The organism is Sphingopyxis sp. (genome assembly GCF_041916015.1).
In the GTDB taxonomy this organism is placed as follows: Bacteria; Pseudomonadota; Alphaproteobacteria; order Sphingomonadales; family Sphingomonadaceae; genus Sphingopyxis.
Genome location: NZ_JAYSAH010000013.1, coordinates 20,226 through 37,053 on the forward strand (window position 1 = coordinate 20,226; position 16,828 = coordinate 37,053).

The 16,828-nt window shown below is 66.0% G+C and carries 18 protein-coding genes; 12 read left to right on the plus strand and 6 right to left on the minus strand.

Features of this window, described 5'->3' with window-relative positions:
• The first annotated feature begins 166 nt into the window (after positions 1–166).
• The 4 genes from ACE3SL_RS02145 (at position 167) to ACE3SL_RS02160 (ending at position 5,149) form a co-directional block, all read left to right on the plus strand.
• Entirely contained in the window at positions 167–1,297 is a 1,131-nt protein-coding gene (locus ACE3SL_RS02145) for a phosphoserine transaminase (RefSeq protein ID WP_374524118.1), read from the plus strand.
• Positions 1,298–1,403: 106 nt separating this feature from the next.
• Entirely contained in the window at positions 1,404–2,990 is a 1,587-nt protein-coding gene (gene serA, locus ACE3SL_RS02150; protein WP_374524119.1) for a phosphoglycerate dehydrogenase, read from the plus strand.
• A 151-nt stretch (positions 2,991–3,141) separates the two neighbouring features.
• The gene (locus tag ACE3SL_RS02155) at positions 3,142–4,257 is read left to right on the plus strand and encodes an ATP phosphoribosyltransferase regulatory subunit (protein ID WP_374524120.1); all 1,116 of its coding nucleotides are present in this window, start codon (positions 3,142–3,144) and stop codon (positions 4,255–4,257) included.
• A 139-nt stretch (positions 4,258–4,396) separates the two neighbouring features.
• Entirely contained in the window at positions 4,397–5,149 is a 753-nt protein-coding gene (locus tag ACE3SL_RS02160) for a hypothetical protein (protein ID WP_374524121.1), read from the plus strand.
• A gap of 68 nt (positions 5,150–5,217) precedes the next feature.
• On the opposite strand, the gene ACE3SL_RS02165 is transcribed toward ACE3SL_RS02160, so the two are convergent.
• Complete coding sequence (locus ACE3SL_RS02165) at positions 5,218–5,400, minus strand: CsbD family protein (protein WP_374524122.1); 183 nt, start codon at positions 5,398–5,400, stop codon at positions 5,218–5,220.
• A 119-nt stretch (positions 5,401–5,519) separates the two neighbouring features.
• On the minus strand, positions 5,520–6,236 hold the full coding sequence (locus ACE3SL_RS02170; protein WP_374524123.1) for a Crp/Fnr family transcriptional regulator: 717 nt from the start codon (positions 6,234–6,236) through the stop codon (positions 5,520–5,522).
• Between the two features lie 220 nt (positions 6,237–6,456).
• Between ACE3SL_RS02170 and ACE3SL_RS02175 the strand changes: the two genes are divergently transcribed.
• From ACE3SL_RS02175 to ACE3SL_RS02185, 3 genes are all read left to right on the plus strand, one after another.
• Positions 6,457–7,848 (plus strand): DUF1254 domain-containing protein, encoded by a 1,392-nt coding sequence (locus ACE3SL_RS02175; RefSeq protein ID WP_374524124.1) that lies wholly within the window; start codon positions 6,457–6,459, stop codon positions 7,846–7,848.
• A 130-nt stretch (positions 7,849–7,978) separates the two neighbouring features.
• Positions 7,979–9,208, plus strand: a complete 1,230-nt coding sequence (locus ACE3SL_RS02180) for a hypothetical protein (protein WP_374524125.1) — start codon at positions 7,979–7,981, stop codon at positions 9,206–9,208.
• A 90-nt stretch (positions 9,209–9,298) separates the two neighbouring features.
• Positions 9,299–10,042, plus strand: coding sequence for a pentapeptide repeat-containing protein (locus ACE3SL_RS02185; protein ID WP_374524126.1), 744 nt, complete (start codon positions 9,299–9,301; stop codon positions 10,040–10,042).
• A 7-nt stretch (positions 10,043–10,049) separates the two neighbouring features.
• On the opposite strand, the gene ACE3SL_RS02190 is transcribed toward ACE3SL_RS02185, so the two are convergent.
• Genes ACE3SL_RS02190 through thiS form a run of 3 tightly spaced genes read right to left on the minus strand, consistent with a single transcriptional unit; the run spans position 10,050 to position 11,379 of the window.
• Entirely contained in the window at positions 10,050–10,826 is a 777-nt protein-coding gene (locus ACE3SL_RS02190; RefSeq protein WP_374524127.1) for a bifunctional sulfur carrier protein/thiazole synthase protein, read from the minus strand.
• A gap of 2 nt (positions 10,827–10,828) precedes the next feature.
• Entirely contained in the window at positions 10,829–11,179 is a 351-nt protein-coding gene (locus ACE3SL_RS02195; protein ID WP_374524128.1) for a VOC family protein, read from the minus strand.
• The gene (thiS, locus tag ACE3SL_RS02200) at positions 11,179–11,379 is read right to left on the minus strand and encodes a sulfur carrier protein ThiS (RefSeq protein ID WP_374524129.1); all 201 of its coding nucleotides are present in this window, start codon (positions 11,377–11,379) and stop codon (positions 11,179–11,181) included. The genes ACE3SL_RS02195 and thiS overlap by 1 nt, the downstream gene beginning before the upstream one ends.
• A gap of 76 nt (positions 11,380–11,455) precedes the next feature.
• On the opposite strand from thiS, the gene ACE3SL_RS02205 reads away from it, so the two are divergent.
• From ACE3SL_RS02205 to ACE3SL_RS02220, 4 genes are all read left to right on the plus strand, one after another.
• Positions 11,456–11,896, plus strand: coding sequence for a type II 3-dehydroquinate dehydratase (locus ACE3SL_RS02205; protein WP_374524130.1), 441 nt, complete (start codon positions 11,456–11,458; stop codon positions 11,894–11,896).
• Between the two features lie 69 nt (positions 11,897–11,965).
• Entirely contained in the window at positions 11,966–12,451 is a 486-nt protein-coding gene (gene accB / locus ACE3SL_RS02210; RefSeq protein WP_374524131.1) for an acetyl-CoA carboxylase biotin carboxyl carrier protein, read from the plus strand.
• A 10-nt stretch (positions 12,452–12,461) separates the two neighbouring features.
• A complete protein-coding gene (gene accC / locus ACE3SL_RS02215) occupies positions 12,462–13,823 on the plus strand; it encodes an acetyl-CoA carboxylase biotin carboxylase subunit (protein ID WP_374524132.1) in 1,362 nt (453 codons plus the stop codon).
• A 186-nt stretch (positions 13,824–14,009) separates the two neighbouring features.
• Positions 14,010–15,380, plus strand: a complete 1,371-nt coding sequence (locus ACE3SL_RS02220; RefSeq protein ID WP_374524133.1) for a L,D-transpeptidase family protein — start codon at positions 14,010–14,012, stop codon at positions 15,378–15,380.
• An 85-nt stretch (positions 15,381–15,465) separates the two neighbouring features.
• On the opposite strand, the gene ACE3SL_RS02225 is transcribed toward ACE3SL_RS02220, so the two are convergent.
• A complete protein-coding gene (locus ACE3SL_RS02225) occupies positions 15,466–16,209 on the minus strand; it encodes a murein L,D-transpeptidase catalytic domain family protein (RefSeq protein ID WP_374524134.1) in 744 nt (247 codons plus the stop codon).
• A 179-nt stretch (positions 16,210–16,388) separates the two neighbouring features.
• Here ACE3SL_RS02225 and ACE3SL_RS02230 point away from each other — a divergent pair, with 179 nt between their 5' ends.
• Positions 16,389–16,733: an arsenate reductase family protein gene (locus ACE3SL_RS02230; protein ID WP_374524135.1), complete on the plus strand. Its 345-nt coding sequence runs from the start codon at positions 16,389–16,391 to the stop codon at positions 16,731–16,733.
• Positions 16,734–16,828 lie beyond the last annotated feature (95 nt).

Below are 16,828 nucleotides of genomic sequence, written 5' to 3' on the forward strand. Positions count from 1 at the left end.
CGTCAAATTACCGACGAATTGGTTAACAAGCCGTATACCTTTTCATCGGCTCGCCGAAAATTTCGCGCGGCCCGTGCAATTTGTTTGACAGCCCGCGCGCGGACCCTAAAGGCGGCGCCGGGCCACGCGGTCCCAACGCCGCGCGAGCTCTCTGCAAGGAGAGACTATGATGAGTGAAGTGACGACGCCACAGGTGCGCCCGACGCGCCCCTATTTTTCTTCCGGTCCCTGCGCCAAGCCGCCGGTCTGGTCCCCCGACAAACTCGCCACCGAATCGCTCGGCCGTTCGCATCGCGCGAAGATCGGCAAGACGCGCCTCGCCCTTTGCATCGACCTGATGCGCGAGATGCTGCAGCTTCCCGACACGCACCGCATCGGCATCGTTCCGGGCAGCGACACCGGCGCCTTCGAAATGGCGATGTGGACGATGCTCGGGCAGCGCCCCGTCACGACGCTCGCTTGGGAGAGCTTTGGCGAAGGCTGGGTCACCGATGCCGCGAAGCAGCTCAAGCTCGACCCGACCGTCATCCGCGCCGATTACGGCCAGCTTCCCGATTTGACCGAAATCGACTGGTCGAACGACGTGCTCTTCACCTGGAACGGCACGACCAGCGGCGTCCGCGTCCCGAACGGCGACTGGATCGCCGCCGACCGCGAGGGCCTGTCTTTCGCCGACGCGACCTCGGCCGTGTTCGCCTATGACCTGCCATGGGACAAGATCGACGTCGCGACCTTCAGCTGGCAGAAAGTGCTCGGCGGCGAAGGCGGCCATGGCGTGCTGATCCTCGGCCCGCGCGCGGTCGAACGCCTCGAAAATTACACCCCCGCCTGGCCGCTGCCGAAGGTGTTCCGCCTCGTCAGCAAAGGCGCGCTCGCCGAGGGCGTGTTCAAGGGCGAGACGATCAACACGCCGTCGATGCTCGCGGTCGAGGATGCGATCTTCGCGCTCGAATGGGCGAAGTCGCTCGGCGGTCTCGACGGCCTCAAGGCGCGCAGCGATGCGAATGCCGCCGCGCTCGACAAGATCGTCGAAGACCGCGAGTGGCTGAGCCACCTTGCCGCCGATCCCGCCAGCCGGTCGAAGACCTCGGTCTGCCTGTCGGTCGCCGGCGCCGACGAAGCCTTCATCAAGAAGTTCGCCGGACTGCTCGAAGCCGAAGGCGCGGCCTATGATATCGCGGGCTATCGCGACGCGCCTCCGGGCCTTCGCATCTGGTGCGGCGCGACCGTCGACACTGCGGATGTGGAAGCACTCGGCCCGTGGCTCGACTGGGCCTACCAAACCCTCTCCGCGTAACAATTGTTCGCCATCCCCGCGAAAGCGGGGACCCAGAGCGTGCGTGGGCTGACCCCACACTGGGTTCCCGCTTTCGCGGGAATGACGAGGTTAAAGGATCATAGACATGACCGCTCCCAAAGTTCTGATTTCCGACAAGATGGACCCCAAGGCCGCCGCGATCTTCAAGGAACGCGGCATCGACGTCGACGTCATCACCGGCAAGACCAAGGACGAGCTGATCGCGATGATCGGCGACTATGACGGCCTCGCCATCCGCTCGGCCACCAAGGTCACCGCCGACGTTCTCGCCGCCGCGACGAACCTGAAAGTCGTCGGCCGCGCCGGCATCGGCGTCGACAATGTCGACATTCCGGAGGCGTCGAAGAAGGGCGTCATCGTGATGAACACGCCCTTCGGCAACAGCATCACCACCGCCGAACATGCGATCGCGATGATGTTCGCCCTCGCCCGCCAGATCCCCGAAGCCAACGCCGGGACGCAGGCGGGCAAATGGCCGAAGAACGACTTCATGGGCGTCGAACTGACGTCGAAGACGCTCGGCCTGATCGGCTGCGGCAACATCGGCAGCATCGTCGCCGAACGCGCCCTCGGCCTCCGCATGAAGGTCGTCGCCTTCGACCCCTTCCTGACCCCTGAACGCGCGATCGAACTCGGTGTCGAAAAGGCCGACCTCGACACCCTGCTCGCCAAGGCCGACTTCATCACGCTGCACACGCCGCTGACCGACCAGACGCGAAACATCCTGTCGAAGGAGAATCTCGCCAAGACCAAGAAGGGCGTGCGGATCATCAACTGCGCGCGCGGCGGCCTGATCGACGAGGCGGCGCTGAAGGATGCGCTCGACAGCGGCCATGTCGCGGGCGCGGCGCTTGATGTGTTCGCGACCGAACCGCCGGCCGCCGACCATCCGCTGTTCGGCACCCCGAACTTCGTCTGCACGCCGCACTTGGGCGCGTCGACCGACGAGGCGCAGGTCAACGTCGCCATCCAGGTCGCCGAGCAGCTCAGCGATTACCTCCTCACCGGCGGCATCACCAACGCGCTCAACGTGCCAAGCCTGTCGGCCGAGGAAGCACCGAAACTGCGCCCCTATATGAGCCTCGCCGAAAAGCTCGGTAGCCTCGTCGGCCAGCTCGCGCACGACAATCTCACGACCATCTCGGTCGAGGTCGAAGGCGCGGCTGCCGAACTCAATCTCAAGCCGATCACCGCCGCGGTGCTCACCGGCCTGATGCGCCGCTATTCGGACAGCGTGAACATGGTCAACGCCCCGCATCTGGCGCGCGAACGCGGGCTCGATGTGCGCGAAGTTCGTCACGACCGCGACGGCGATTATCACACCCTCGTTCGCGTCACCGTCGCAACCAGCGACGGCGATCGCTCGGTAGCCGGCACCTTGTTCAGCAACGGCGACCCGCGCCTCGTCGAGATGTTTGGGATCAAGGTCGAGGCCGATCTCGACGGCCATATGCTCTACATCGTCAACGAGGACGCGCCGGGCTTCATCGGCCGCATCGGCACCGCGCTCGGCGAAGCGGGCCTCAACATCGGCACCTTCCACCTCGGCCGCCGCGCCGCGGGCGGCGAAGCGGTTCTGCTGCTCAGCCTCGACTCGCCGATGCCCGAGCCGCTGCTCTGGCAGCTTTGCCAGCTCCCCGGCGTGAAGACGGTGAAGGGGCTGAAGTTCTGACGCCACCCAGTTCCCCTCCCGCTTGCGGGAGGGGTTAGGGGAGGGCATGTCGAGGGTCGTGCTTGAACAAACAGGCCCTCCCCCGATCCCTCCCGCAAGCGGGAGGGGAGAAATATTGAACTCCCCTCTCCACCCGCCTAAGGCCGCATCCATGACCAAGGCCCCTGCCCTGCTGCCCGAAGGGCTCCGCGACCGTCTGCCCGCGCAGGCGGAGGCCGCGTCGCGCGTCACTCGTGCGCTCGTCGATGCGATGCGGTCGCACGGCTATGGCCGCGTCTCCCCACCGCTCGCCGAGTTTCGCGAGACGCTCGGCGGCGATGACGACCGGCAAGCGCGCGACCTGCTCCGCTTCACCGATCCGGTTTCGCAGCGCACGCTTGCGCTGCGCCCCGACATCACGCGGCAGGTCGGCCGCATCGCGACGTCGCTCCTCAAGAGCGCCCCGCGTCCGCTGCGCCTCTGCTACGCGGGACAAGTCGTGAAGCTGCGCGCCAGCCAGCTCCGCCCGGCGCGCGAAATGCTGCAGGTCGGCGCCGAACTGATCGGCAGCGACAGCGTCGTCGCGGCGCGCGAGATCGTCACCGTCGCGATCGACGCGCTCGACGCCGCCGGGATCGGCGGCGCCACGATCGACTTCACTCTGCCCGACGCCGTCGATCTGCTCGCGAACGGCCCGCTGCCCGTCGCGGCAAGCATCGAGGCGCTGCGCGACGCGCTCGACGCCAAGGACGCCGGAGCGCTCGTCCGCCTCGGCGCCGAGGCCTATCTGCCTTTGCTCCGCGCAACCGGCCCGTTCGATCAGGCGCTGGCCGATCTGCGCGCCTTCGACACCGTCGGCGTTCTCACCGCGCGGATCGACGCGCTCGAAGAAATCGCCGCACCGATCCGGAACCGCGTCAACCTGACGCTCGACCCGACCGAGCGCCATGGTTTCGCCTATCAAAGCTGGTTCGGCTTCCAGATCTTCGTTCCCGGTCAGGGCGATGCGATCGGCCGCGGCGGCGGCTATGCGATCCCGGTCGGCGAGGATGAAGAGGAGTCGGCGGTCGGCTTTTCGCTCTATCCCGACCCGCTGATCGACGACGGCCTCGGCGCCGAGGATGATGTGGACCGGCGCATCCTGTTGCCGCTTGGGCACGACCCCGCGCTCGCCGCCAGCCTGCGCGCCGACGGATGGCAGACGGTCGCGGCGCTAACCGATGGCGAGGATGCAAAGCGGCTCGGCTGCGGCTTTATTCTCGGCCCCGAGGGCCCGATCGAAAGCTGACCCCGGCGCCGGAATGCCGATTCCGTCTCGCTCCGGCACAGTTTTTTGCTAACAAAGCCTTACCAATTAACGATTTTTGATCACATCTTCTTAACCAGAATCCTGCAATTCCGGGCATGATATTAAGGGAGCGTTAGCGATGACGGTGCGGGGAAAATGGCTGGTGGCGGGCCTGATGATGGCGGCAGCAATGCCGCTCGCGGGGTGCCGCGACAATCCGCAGGCCAAGGCCGATCTGAAACCGCTCGATGACGGGCTCACCGACGCCGATCCGGCGGTGAAGGGCGCGCTCGAAGACAAGATCATGGTCGATCCGAAGCTGACCGGCCAAGCGAACCGCAACGCGGCGGCTCCCGGCAACAAGCCGGTCGACGGCGGCGTTCCCGGCATCGCCGGTGGCAAGGCCACGGCTGCCGCCGAAGCCGCCGCCGCGCAGGCCGCGGGCAAGCTGCTCGCCGCGCCCAAGGCGCTGCCCTTCGAGGAAGGCTGCAACGGCGACTGCGCCGCGAAGCGCCCGGTCACGATCGGCGCGCTCGCGCGCGAGCAGCAGAAGGGAAGCTGCGACGCCAAGCTCACCTATGGCAATGCCTGGGCCGACCGCCTGCCCGCCGCGTTCAAAGTCTATCCGCGCGCGACGCTGCGCGAGGCTGCGGGCGTCGCCGGCGGCAAGTGCAACATCCGCGTCGTCAATTTCCAGACCGCCGCGTCGATCCAGGGTGTGCTCGACTATTATCACACGATGGCCGTGCGCGCCGGCTACACCAGCGACCACCGCGTGCGCGGCAACGAGCATATGCTCGGCGGCACCAAGGGCGACCTCGCCTATGTCGTCTTCGCGCGCCAGGATGGCGGGATGACCGACGTCGATCTGGTGGCCTCTGGCGGCAAATAGGCTTGCTTCACCAAAAAAGCCCCGGAGCGAACCTCCGGGGCTTCTTTTTGCGGACGAACGGCAAATCGTCAGATCTTGTCGCCCAGCGCGCCAGCGACCTTGCCCTTCAGATTCTGGGCCTCGCCCTTGCGCTCCTGCGCCGCGCCTTCGGCGCGCAGCCGCTCGTTGTCGGTTGCCTTGCCGACCGCTTGCTTCACATTGCCGACGGCTTCATTCGCGAGACCTTTGGCCTTGTCCTTGAGTTCACCCACGGTGTTTCTCCTCGATTTTCAGAGACGAAGGGACGCGCCTCTTCCCGGATCAACGTCGCGCCGGCGCCTGCGTTCCGGAGCACGGGACAAATGGTTGCGCTGAAGGGACGATCCGACGCTCAATCCTGCGCCGCGATGGCGTCGAGCGCCGCCGGGTCGCGGATCGTGATCCGGTTATAATCGACGGCGATCATATGGGCCTCCTCAAACCCGCGCAGAAGCTTGTTGACGCTCTGCCGCGTCACGCCGAGCATCGCGCCCAGCTGTTCCTGCGGCAGGCGCAGCGCCAGTTCGATGCCTCTTTCGCCTGCGATGCCGTGGATACGCGACAGGTCGGCCAATGTCGCCGCCATCCGCTGCTCGAGCGAACCCAGCTTCTGGATGTTGAGCTGGCGCAGGCTGTCACCCTGCCGCGTGCACATCAGCAACGCGATGTCGCGCCAGAGGATCGGCTCGGCATCGAGGATCGCGGCGAGCCCGTCGCACGGCAGGTGCAGCAGCACGCTGTCCTCATAGGCGCTGTAGACATAATGGATCGGCGGCTCGGCGAGCAGCCGCACGATCGCGAGGATTTCGTGCGGCCCCTGCAGGCTCAGCACGAATTTCCGGCCCGCCGCGCTCCCCCGGCTGACCTCGATCTCGCCCGCGGCGATCACGAACGCCTCGCGCTTTTCGGGGTCGCGCGCGAAGATTTCGGCGCCGCGCGAATAATGCTCGGCGCGAGAGATCGCCGCGAGATCGGCCAGACGCGCCTCGGGCCAGCCGGCGAACAGCGGACACAGGCGAAGCACCGCCAGCCGGTCTTCGCGCGACCATGCGCGCTGGTCCGTCGCCATGCTCCACCCTCTCCATTTCGTCATTGCGAGCGAAGCGAAGCAATCCAGAGTGTGGCAAGCCGCTCTGGATTGCTTCGCTTCGCTCGCAATGACGAGCTTGCTATTGCCGTTCCGGTCTAAACGCGAACGGCAATATTCCCAAAGAGATTGTCGGCCGGATGACAGACGCGCCGCGCGTCCGGCGCTAACGGGCAAAAAAATTCGAGAGGAGTATCCCTTTATGAAGAGCCTGCTTGCCCTGCTGGCGATGGCCCTCACCTTCCTGACCAGCGCCGCCCAGGCCGCGCCGGTCAGCGAAGAGGAAGCCTATGCCATCGGCCTCGACGCCTACACCTACGCCTATCCGATGGTGCTGATGGAAACGACGCGCCGCGTCTCGACCAACTCGGGCACCGAAGGCCGGCTGCGCGCGCCGATGAACCGGTTCGCGCACATGAAGACCTATCCCGACGCGACCTTCAAGGATGTCGTGCGGCCCAACGCCGACACCCTCTATTCGACCTTGTGGTTCGACGTCGGCAGGGAACCGCTGATCGTCACCATGCCGAACACGGCGGGCCGCTATCATGTCGTGCCGATCATGGACATGTGGACCGACGTATTCGCGACGCTCGGCACGCGCACGACGGGCAATGACGGCGGCCGCTTCGCGCTGGTAGGCCCCAGCTGGCACGGCACCCTCCCCAAAGGGATGCGGATGGTGCGCAGCCCGACCGACATGGGCTGGATCATCGGGCGCATCCAGACCAACGGCGCGCCCGATTACGACCATGTCCATGGCCTGCAGGCGGGCTATGCTGCCGCGCCGCTGTCGGCGTGGGGCAAGCCGCAGGCGGCCGCCCCGGCTGCGAAGCCCGACATGTCGGTCGACATGAAGACGCCCCCCGTTGCGCAGGTGACGGCGATGAAAGCCGACGCCTTCTTCCCGCTATTTGCCGAACTCATGAAGCGCAACCCGCCGCACGCGAGCGATTACGGCATCCTGCTGCGGCTCGAAAAAATCGGGATCGTTCCCGGCCAGAGCTTCGATTTCGCTAGGGCCGATCCTGCCGTGCAGCGCGGCCTGACGCGCGCGGCGGCGGACGGCTGGCAGCGCATCCTGAACCGCCGGAAAGGCCTCAGCCTCACCCGCAACAATTGGGTCGCGATGGGCAATGCCCTCGGCGTCTATGGCAATGATTATCTGCAGCGCGCCTTCATCGGCTTCGCCGGGCTCGGCGCGCTGCCGCCCGAGGAGGCGATCTATCCGATGGCGCCGCTCGACAGCGAGGGCAAGCCGCTCACCGGCGCAGCCCGCTATGTCCTCCATTTCGACAAGGACCAGATCCCGCCCGCCGACGCCTTCTGGTCGCTGACCATGTATGGCGAGGACCAGTTCTTCGTCGCCAACCCGATCGACCGTTTCGCGATCGGCGACCGCGACAAGCTGGCCTTCAACGCGGACGGTTCGCTCGACCTCTATATCCAGAAGGACAATCCGGGCGCCGACCGGGAAGCCAACTGGCTCCCCGCACCCGAGGGCGCGTTCAGCATGAACCTGCGTCTTTATCTGCCCCGGCGCGCGGCGACCGAAGGCCGTTGGACCCCGCCGCCGGTGAAACGCGTCCCCTGACGTCGAAGCACCGGATTCCATTTACCGGAATCCGGTGCCTCGCACCGATGTCCACCGACACCCTGCACCGCTCTTGCGTCTGCGTTCCAACGAGCTAGGGGCAAACCCTTCTTTCTCGATGGAAATCTTCATGCGTATCTTGTCGCTGGCCGCCGCCGCACTCATCCTCCCGGCTTCCGCGCTCGCACAGCCGGCCATGCCGAAACCCCTTCCCGCCGAAATATTGGCCGATGCCCCCGACCAGGCGAAGGCCGACTGGCTGCGGGCGCATATCGTGGCGCAGAGGAACATCACCGGCGGCATCGCCTTCACCTTTCCCAAGGCCTTCTATCGCAGCCGCCTGATCCTGCTCGGCGAAAGCCACGGCGTTGCCGCGCCGCAGGGGCTCGACCTCGAACTGCTGACCCATCTCAACCGGCGGATCGGGCTGACCGACTATCTCGCCGAAATCGATCCGGTGCAGGCCGATTATTTCAACCGCTATCTCGATACCGGCGACGAGGCGCTGCTGAAGCGCGTCTTCGATTATTGGACCAAAAGCGGCGCCCAATGGGGCAACCGGGCCTTCGAGGACAAGGTCCGCGCGATCCGCCGCCTGAACGCCACCCTTCCCGCGTCGCGGCGCATCCGCTTCACCGGCATCGATTCGGTGCAGGACTGGGGGCTCGTCGCCGAATGGATCGCGGGGTCGGGCGAACAACCCGCCGGGGCTTTCGCGGCCACGGCGGCCAGCGATCGCGCCTCCGCCGCGCTCGCGGCGCTGGGGGACAAGCCCGGCGACGGCGCGGCCGAGCTTCGCGCGACATTGGCCGACATCGCCGCGGGCCAGAATCGCGAAACGGTGATCTTCAACAATTACGCGCGCGCGGTGCGCGGTGGAAAGCTCGGCAACCGCCCCGCCTATGGCCTCTGGGGCCTGTACCATGTGATGCAGGCGGGCGTGAACAGGACGCAGCCCTTTGCCGCGCGTATCGCCGCTTCGGATCTGCCCGCCGCGGGCAAGACCGCCAGCATCGCCCTGCTCGCGCTCGACAGCGCGGTCCAGATCCCGGTTCCCTTTCCGGACGGCGTCAAGCGGCTCAGGATGACGAACTTCAATATCGACGGTCCTTTCGTGATGGTGAAGGGCGCGGCGACCTTGCGCGCCGCCTCGGACCCAGCGACGATCACCCTGTTCGATACCGGCGCTCGCGGCTCGCCGATCGCCGCCACCGACTTCGGGCAAATCACCACATCGGTCGGTCAAAGCTTCGTCCCCGACGATAACGGCCCGCAGGCGCGCCGGCTGGTGCAATATGTCGGCGTGGTCCGCGATTCCGATTGGGCAGCGCCGCGCGAACAGCAGACAACCGGCCGCTGAGATCACACACCGGAATCCGGAGCCTCGACATTCGTTCTTGATGCGTTCCCATCCTCGCGTTAGCCAGCCCCGGCTGGCAACGGAGGCAAAATGACGATCGAACTGGAGTCGGGCTGCACGATAACCGGCGTGGACCTTTCCGACGTGGTCTTCGCCGAAGCGGACCTCGCGGGCGCGCGCTTCACGGGCTGCACCCTGCGCGACGTGAAGCTTTCGGGAACCTGCCTGCAGGACGCGCGCTTTGTCGGCTGCCGCCTGATCCGGTGCCGTTTCGCCAACGCCGACGTGCGCGACGCCCTGTTCGACAAGTGCAGCTTCGCGGACGAAGACGGACATGAAGGGCCCCAATTCGCCTTCTGCCAGCTCGATCAGACACGTTTCGTGCGATCCGACCTGTCCTTTGCCCGGTTCGATCGCTCGACGCTGTTCGGGATCGAACTCGACGCGTGCAATCTGCGCGGCGCGATCTTCCACAAGACCGATTTCAGCCGCGCCTTCGGCCGCAAGCTGGTCAAGACCGTCGCGACGATCCGCGGCTGCAATCTCGAACTCGCCGATCTCACCGAGGCGCGCCTTTCCGGTTGCGATCTCGCGCGGTCGAACTTCCGCGAGGCGCTGCTCATCGATGCCGATCTCGAAGGCGCCGATCTGCGTGGATGCGACCTTGTTCAGGCGCTGACCCACGGCGCCAAATTCGCCCGCGCCGATCTCCGCGATGCCGACCTCGCGGGTCTCAACCTCCGCGAACTGGCGAGCATGGACGGGATGATCATCGCAGCCGACCAGCAATTCCCGCTGCTCGCCGCGATGGGCCTTGAAATCTATACCGGCTAGGACCGCGTCAGATCAGTCCCGCCAGCGGGCTCGACGGATCGGCATAGCGCCGCTGCCCCATACGGCCCGACAGATAGGCATCGCGCCCCGCCTCGACCGCCAGCTTCATCGCGCGCGCCATGCGAATGGGGTCCTTCGCCTCGGCGATCGCGGTGTTCATCAGCACCCCATCACATCCGAGCTCCATCGCGACCGCCGCATCGCTCGCGGTGCCGACGCCGGCATCGACGAGCACCGGCACCGACGCGCCCTCGACGATCAGGCGGATCGTCACCCGGTTCTGGATGCCGAGCCCCGAGCCGATCGGCGCGCCCAGCGGCATGACCGCAACCGCGCCCGCATCCTCGAGCTGCTTCGCGGCGATCGGATCATCGACGCAATAGACCATCGGCAGGAAGCCTTCTTTCGCGAGCACCTCGGTCGCCTCGAGCGTCTCGCGCATGTTCGGATAAAGCGTCTTCGCCTCGCCGAGCACTTCAAGCTTCACCAGATCCCAGCCCCCCGCCTCGCGCGCCAGCCGCAAGGTGCGGATCGCGTCGTCGGCGTTGAAGCAGCCCGCGGTATTGGGCAGGTAGGTGATCTTCTTCGGATCGATATAATCGGTGAGCATCGGCGCATTCGGGTCCGACACGTTGACGCGGCGCACCGCAACGGTGACGATCTCCGCCCCCGACGCTTCGACCGCCGCGGCATTTTGCTCGAAATCCTTGTATTTGCCGGTGCCGACGATCAACCGCGACGTGAAAGTCCGCCCGGCAACGCTCCAGCTGTCGATCTTGCCCACATTCAATCCTTGTTCTGTACGATATTCGCGATGTCGCCGAGCGGATCGCGAACGAAGAAGCGGCGGACGCCCCACGGCTCGTCGCGCAGGGCATAGACGATCTCGTGCCCCGCCGCGACGGCGCGCGCGTGGACCGCATCGACATCATCGACGCCGACCGAATAGGCGGGGCGCAGCCCCGACGGATCTTCACTGAGGATGCTGATCTGCACCATCGGCTGCGCGGCCGAACGATAGATGGTGATGAAATCCATCGCCATCGCGGTCTCCAGCCCCAGCACCTCGTTGAAGAAGCCGGCCCCCGCCTTCGGATCATCCGTGTAGCGATTGGGTATGATGCGCGCGACGGCCATCAACCGCCACCCACGAAATGGACGATCTCCAGCGCATCGCCCTCCGCGAGCGCGACATCGGCCAGCGTCGAGCGCGGCACGATGGCGCGATTGCGCTCGACCGCGACCTTCTTCACGTCGAGGCCCAACGAGGCGACCAGGTCGGCGATGCTGCCACCCCGCACCTGCCGGGGTTCGCCGTTGAGGATGACTGAAATCACGAGTCCGCCTTGCTTTGCCTTTGCCGAGCAGCCCATATAGGGGGAGCGCGCATCCTCGCAACCGAAAGCCAGCCTCTTGCCCGAAACCCCGCTCGTCTATGTCCTTAGCGGACCCAATCTCAACCTGCTCGGCACCCGCGAGCCGGAGATTTACGGCCACGACACGCTGAACGATATCCACGCGCGGCTGGAGGCGCAGGCCAGCACGCTGGGCCTCCGCGTCGAATGCCGCCAAACCAATCATGAAGGCACGCTGATCGACTGGCTACACGAGGCCTATGTCGAGGGCGCCAAGGCGGTGCTGCTCAACGCGGGCGGCTATACCCACACCTCGATCGCGATCCACGACGCAATCAAGTCGATCCGCGTCCCGGTGATCGAGGTCCATCTCTCCGACCCGATGAAGCGCGAGGAATTTCGCCATATCTCCTATGTCGGCATGGCCGCCGCGCAGCATTTTGCGGGTCACGGCGCGAACAGCTATACGCTGGCGCTGGACGCCGCCGCGCGACTCTGACAAGAGGGCGCATCAAAAACGGGGTCGAGCGTCCCTCCCAAGGGGCGCCGCAACAACAGGAAAATTCTCATGGGTGACCATAAAGACAATGGCATCAACATCGATCCGGCGTTCGTGCGCGCGCTCGCCGAGCTGCTCGACGACACGCAGCTTTCGGAAATCGAGGTCGAGGACGGCGACCGCAAGGTGCGCGTCGCACGCACACTAACCGCCGCCGCGGCGCCCGTCGCCTTCGCGCCCGCTCCCGTAGCAGCGCCCGCCGCTGCCCCGGCCGCTCCGGCTGCTGCCCCTGCTGCTGCGGCGCCCGCCGCCGACGCTTTCGCCGACGCGGTGAAATCGCCGATGGTCGGCACCGTCTATCTCGCGCCCGAGCCCGGCGCCGCCAATTTTGCCGCCGTCGGTTCGGCGGTGAAGGCCGGCGACACGATCCTGATCATCGAGGCGATGAAGGTGATGAACCCGATCGTCGCCCCCGCCGCGGGGACGCTGAAGGCCGTGCATGTCGAGAACAGCCAGCCGGTCGAGTTCGACCAGCCGCTGTTCACCATCGTCTGAGCCTCGCCATATGGCTATCGAGAAACTGCTGATCGCCAACCGCGGCGAGATCGCGCTGCGCATCCACCGCGCCTGCCATGAAATGGGCATCAAGACGGTCGCGGTCCACTCGACCGCCGACACCGACGCGATGCACGTCCGCCTCGCCGACGAAGCCGTCTGCATCGGCCCGCCCGCGGCAAAGGACAGCTATCTCAACATCCCCGCGATCATCTCGGCGGCCGAGATCACCGGCGCCGACGCGATCCATCCCGGTTACGGTTTCCTCTCCGAAAACGAGCGCTTCGCCGAGATCATCGAAGCGCACAACATGATCTTCGTCGGGCCGAAGCCCGAGCATATCCGCACCATGGGCGACAAGGTCGAGGCGAAGCGCACCGCGGTCGCGCTCGGTCTGCCCGTCGTTCCCGGCTCGCCGGGCGCGGTGACGTTCAGCGAGGAAACAAAAAAACTCGCGAAGGACATCGGCTACCCCGTCCTCATCAAGGCCGCCTCGGGCGGCGGCGGGCGCGGCATGAAGGTCGTTCCCGACGAGGACAGCCTCGAAAGCCTGATGGGCCAGGCCTCCAGCGAAGCGGCGGCCGCCTTCGGCGACCCGACCGTCTATATGGAAAAATATCTCGGCAACCCGCGCCACATCGAATTCCAGATCTTCGGCGACGGCCAGGGCAATGCCATCCACCTCGGCGAGCGCGACTGCTCGCTCCAGCGCCGCCACCAGAAGGTACTCGAAGAAGCCCCCTCGCCGATCATCTCGGCAGAGGAGCGCGCGCGCATGGGCGGCATCTGCGCCGACGCGATGGCGAAGATGGGCTATCGCGGCGCCGGCACGATCGAATTCCTGTGGGAAAATGGCGAGTTCTTCTTCATCGAGATGAACACGCGCATCCAGGTCGAACATCCGGTGACCGAAATGATCACCGGCTTCGACCTCGTCCGCGAACAGATCCGCATCGCGGGCGGCGCGGGGCTATCGGTCCGCCAGGAAGACCTCGAATTCCGCGGCCATTCGATGGAATGCCGCATCAATGCCGAGGACCCGCGCAGCTTCCTGCCCTCGCCGGGCAAGGTGACGAGCTACCACGCCGCGGGCGGCATGCACGTCCGCGTCGATAGCGGCCTCTACGCCGGCTATTCGATCCCGCCCTATTACGACAGCATGATCGGCAAGCTGATCGTCTATGGCCGCAGCCGCGAAAGCTGCATGATGCGGATGCGCCGCGCGCTCGAGGAAATGGTGATCGGCGGTGTCAAGACGAACATCCCGCTCCATCAGGCGCTGCTCGCCGACCCCGACGTGATCCACGGCGACTATACGATCAAGTGGCTCGAAGAATGGCTCGCGAAGCAGGATGAAGCGGGCGCAGCCTGAGCCATTTTCCTCTCCCCTTCAGGGGAGGGGCAGCGAGACTTGCGAACTTGTTCGCTAGTCGCAGCGGGGTGGGCACCGACGGCAGCGCCATGCGGCGCCCCCCACCCCGACCCCTCCCCGGAAGGGGCGGGGCTGAGGTTGGCGACCTGTGCCGTAGCTCACTTTAACTAGGGAAAGTTTTTGGCTATGGCCTTCGCCATGGTCAAAAACTCTCCCCTCGCCCTGCGCCATCCCGCGGCGCTTATCCTCCCGCTTACCCTGCTCGCAGCACCCGCGCTCGCGCAGACAGGCGTCAAGGAGGATTCGGTCGTTCTGCAACCCGACAAGGTAAAGGACGACGCCCCGACTGTCGAAACCGTGACCGAGGCCAATCTGCCCGACTGGACCACGGCCAACGCCAAGGCGCTGCTCGCCTTCATCAAGACTGTCGGCGACGAGGGGCTGTTCGCGAAGGACTATAACCCCGATGCGCTGCAGGCCGCGATCGACAGCGGCGATCAGGACCGGCTCGACAAGGTCGCGACCGACAGCTTCCTGCTGCTTGCGACGCACCTGCGCGACGGCCGCACCCCGAACGTGGCGCGCAAACAGTGGTTCATGACCGACAGCGACACGAAGGACACACCGCTGATCGGCCTCCTCACCTCCGCGCTGACCACCGGCGGCGTGGCCGAAACGCTCACCGGGCTCGACCCCGTCCATCCCGATTTCGCCGTGCTGAAGGCCGCACTCAAGACCGCCAAGACTCCTGCCGACGCCAATGCGATCCGCGTCAACATGGAACGCTGGCGCTGGATGCCGCGCAATCTCGGCGACCGCTATGTCGTCAGCAACGTGCCCGAATATCTGACCCGCGTGATCCACGGCGGCACGGTCATTGCGACGCACAAGGCGGTCGTCGGCAAGCCGACGACCCCGACGCCGCAGCTCAACCCGATGGCGACCGGCATCATCGTCAACCCGACCTGGACGCTGCCCAAGAGCATCATCGCAGAGGGCATCGGCGCAACGATCGCCAGCAACCCGGCGCGCGCCCGCGCACAGGGCTATACCTGGACCGGCAGCGGCAAGACGCTGTCGGTGGTGCAGCAGCCGGGCGCGAACAATGCGCTCGGCGTGATGAAGATGGAGATGCTCAATCCGCACGCCATCTATCTTCACGACACCCCGTCGAAGGCGGCTTTCAACGCCGCCGCGCGCGCCTTCAGCCACGGCTGCATCCGCACCGAACGCGCGCTGCACTTCTCCGGGCTCATGGCGGTCTATTTTGCCGGCAAGAGCCCCGAAGAATTCGGCGAGGCGATCGCGAGCGGCAAGACGACGAAGTTCACCTTCGACAATCCCTTCCCGGTCTATGTCGCCTATTGGACGGTGGTTCCGGGTGCCAAGGGCGGCGTGACCAAGCTCGCCGACATCTACGGCCGCGACGCCCCCGTCGTCGCGAGCTTCGCCAAGCCCGGCCGCGCCGCGGCGGTGGTAATCTCGCCGAACCCGCCCGCGGTGGTGCCGACGACGCCGGTGGCGCCGACCACAGCCGCGACCTCGGGCATTTACTGACCCGCTCGTCATTGCGAGCAAGGCGAAGCAATCCAGGGACTAATCGCTCTGGATTGCTTCGCCTTGCTCGCAATGACGCGGGAGATCAGTCTGCCGTTTTCGGCATCGCCCCGCTGGTCGCGCTCGTCCGCACCATATTCTCGGTCCCCGGCAGCGGCCCGGTCGGCATCTGGAACGTCGGCATCGGCGGCGGCACGCTCAGCTTGTCGGCGAAGAGCAGACGCCCCGGCCCCAGCTTGTATAGCACCATCGGCAGCAATTCCTCGCCGAAGACGAAGCAGCCCTCGCTGCGTCCCAGCTTGCCCTGCGTCGCGATCAGCGACGGCTCGGCATACCAGGCGCCGTGAATGACGATCGCGCGCATGTCGGCGTTGTTGTTGTCGGGCTCCAGCCCGGCAAGCCGCATCGACGACCCGTTCGCGCCCCAATAATAGTCGCTGGTGCGATAGGCGCCGCGCGACGACGCCAGCGATCCCGGCGCGTTCGAGAAGCGCTTGAGCCAGCCGTCATGCTGCGGGTCCGACCCGCGGCCATGCGTCACCGGGAACATCTCGATCTTCCCTGCCGCCATATCGATCAGCGCGAAGCGCGGGCGCGACGACGGCAGACCGAAATCGACGATTCCGACGCGATCGGTCTGATGGATGTTGCGCGACTGCAAGGCCAGTTGCTTCCGCGCGACGGCCAGATAGTCGACCGGCGCCTGCACGGGTGCCGGGGGCGGTGCCGGCTGGGCGATCCAGTCGGGCAATTGGGCGGCGCGCGCCGACGCTGCCGCCAGCGCTCCCGCGCCCGCAAGCCCCGCCAGCAACTTTCGCCGATCGATCATGTCATTCACGTAAACAGCAACCCCGCAATGGCCGCCTCTGGCGGTCCCTCGATCCTGCATAGATCGTGTCCGGACCGGGAAAGGCAAGCCGGTGGTTCCCCTTCATGCGGGCAGATGTGCCATATATGCCATGAATAGCGGGTTTACGCGTCATTACGCTCTCGTTAGGAAACGCTGCCATGAAGGCAACCATCTGGCACAACCCCGCCTGCGGCACCTCGCGCAAGACGCTGGCGATTCTCGAAGAAGCCCCCGGCGTCGATGTCGAGGTCGTCGAATATCTGAAGGCGCCCTACACCGCCGACAAGCTGCGCCAGCTCTTCAGGGACGCCGGCCTGACCGCGCACGAAGCGCTCCGCCTGCGCGGCACCGATGCCGAGGAACGCGGGCTGAAGGAGGCAAGCGAGGAGGCGATCATCGCCGCGATGGTCGCCAATCCCGCCTATGTCGACCGCCCCTTCGTCGAGACCGAAAAGGGCGTCCGCTATTGCCGCCCGCAGGATCTGGTGCGCGAGATTTTATAGGGGCAACGTCTGCCTTGGGGTGGATTCCAGACCGTCCTCTATTTCCGTTCGTGTCGAGCGTAGTCGAGACACGCTTGGGAAGCGCCAGCCTTCGC

Coding starts and splice junctions, on each gene's coding strand:
- ACE3SL_RS02145 (WP_374524118.1), top strand. CDS start 167: ATGATGAGTGAAGTGACGACGCCACAGGTGCGCCCGACGCGCCCCTAT.
- serA (WP_374524119.1), top strand. CDS start 1,404: ATGACCGCTCCCAAAGTTCTGATTTCCGACAAGATGGACCCCAAGGCC.
- ACE3SL_RS02155 (WP_374524120.1), top strand. CDS start 3,142: ATGACCAAGGCCCCTGCCCTGCTGCCCGAAGGGCTCCGCGACCGTCTG.
- ACE3SL_RS02160 (WP_374524121.1), top strand. CDS start 4,397: ATGACGGTGCGGGGAAAATGGCTGGTGGCGGGCCTGATGATGGCGGCA.
- ACE3SL_RS02170 (WP_374524123.1), bottom strand. CDS start 6,236: ATGGCGACGGACCAGCGCGCATGGTCGCGCGAAGACCGGCTGGCGGTG.
- ACE3SL_RS02175 (WP_374524124.1), top strand. CDS start 6,457: ATGAAGAGCCTGCTTGCCCTGCTGGCGATGGCCCTCACCTTCCTGACC.
- ACE3SL_RS02180 (WP_374524125.1), top strand. CDS start 7,979: ATGCGTATCTTGTCGCTGGCCGCCGCCGCACTCATCCTCCCGGCTTCC.
- ACE3SL_RS02185 (WP_374524126.1), top strand. CDS start 9,299: ATGACGATCGAACTGGAGTCGGGCTGCACGATAACCGGCGTGGACCTT.
- ACE3SL_RS02195 (WP_374524128.1), bottom strand. CDS start 11,179: ATGGCCGTCGCGCGCATCATACCCAATCGCTACACGGATGATCCGAAG.
- accB (WP_374524131.1), top strand. CDS start 11,966: ATGGGTGACCATAAAGACAATGGCATCAACATCGATCCGGCGTTCGTG.
- accC (WP_374524132.1), top strand. CDS start 12,462: ATGGCTATCGAGAAACTGCTGATCGCCAACCGCGGCGAGATCGCGCTG.
- ACE3SL_RS02220 (WP_374524133.1), top strand. CDS start 14,010: ATGGCCTTCGCCATGGTCAAAAACTCTCCCCTCGCCCTGCGCCATCCC.
- ACE3SL_RS02225 (WP_374524134.1), bottom strand. CDS start 16,209: ATGATCGATCGGCGAAAGTTGCTGGCGGGGCTTGCGGGCGCGGGAGCG.
- ACE3SL_RS02230 (WP_374524135.1), top strand. CDS start 16,389: ATGAAGGCAACCATCTGGCACAACCCCGCCTGCGGCACCTCGCGCAAG.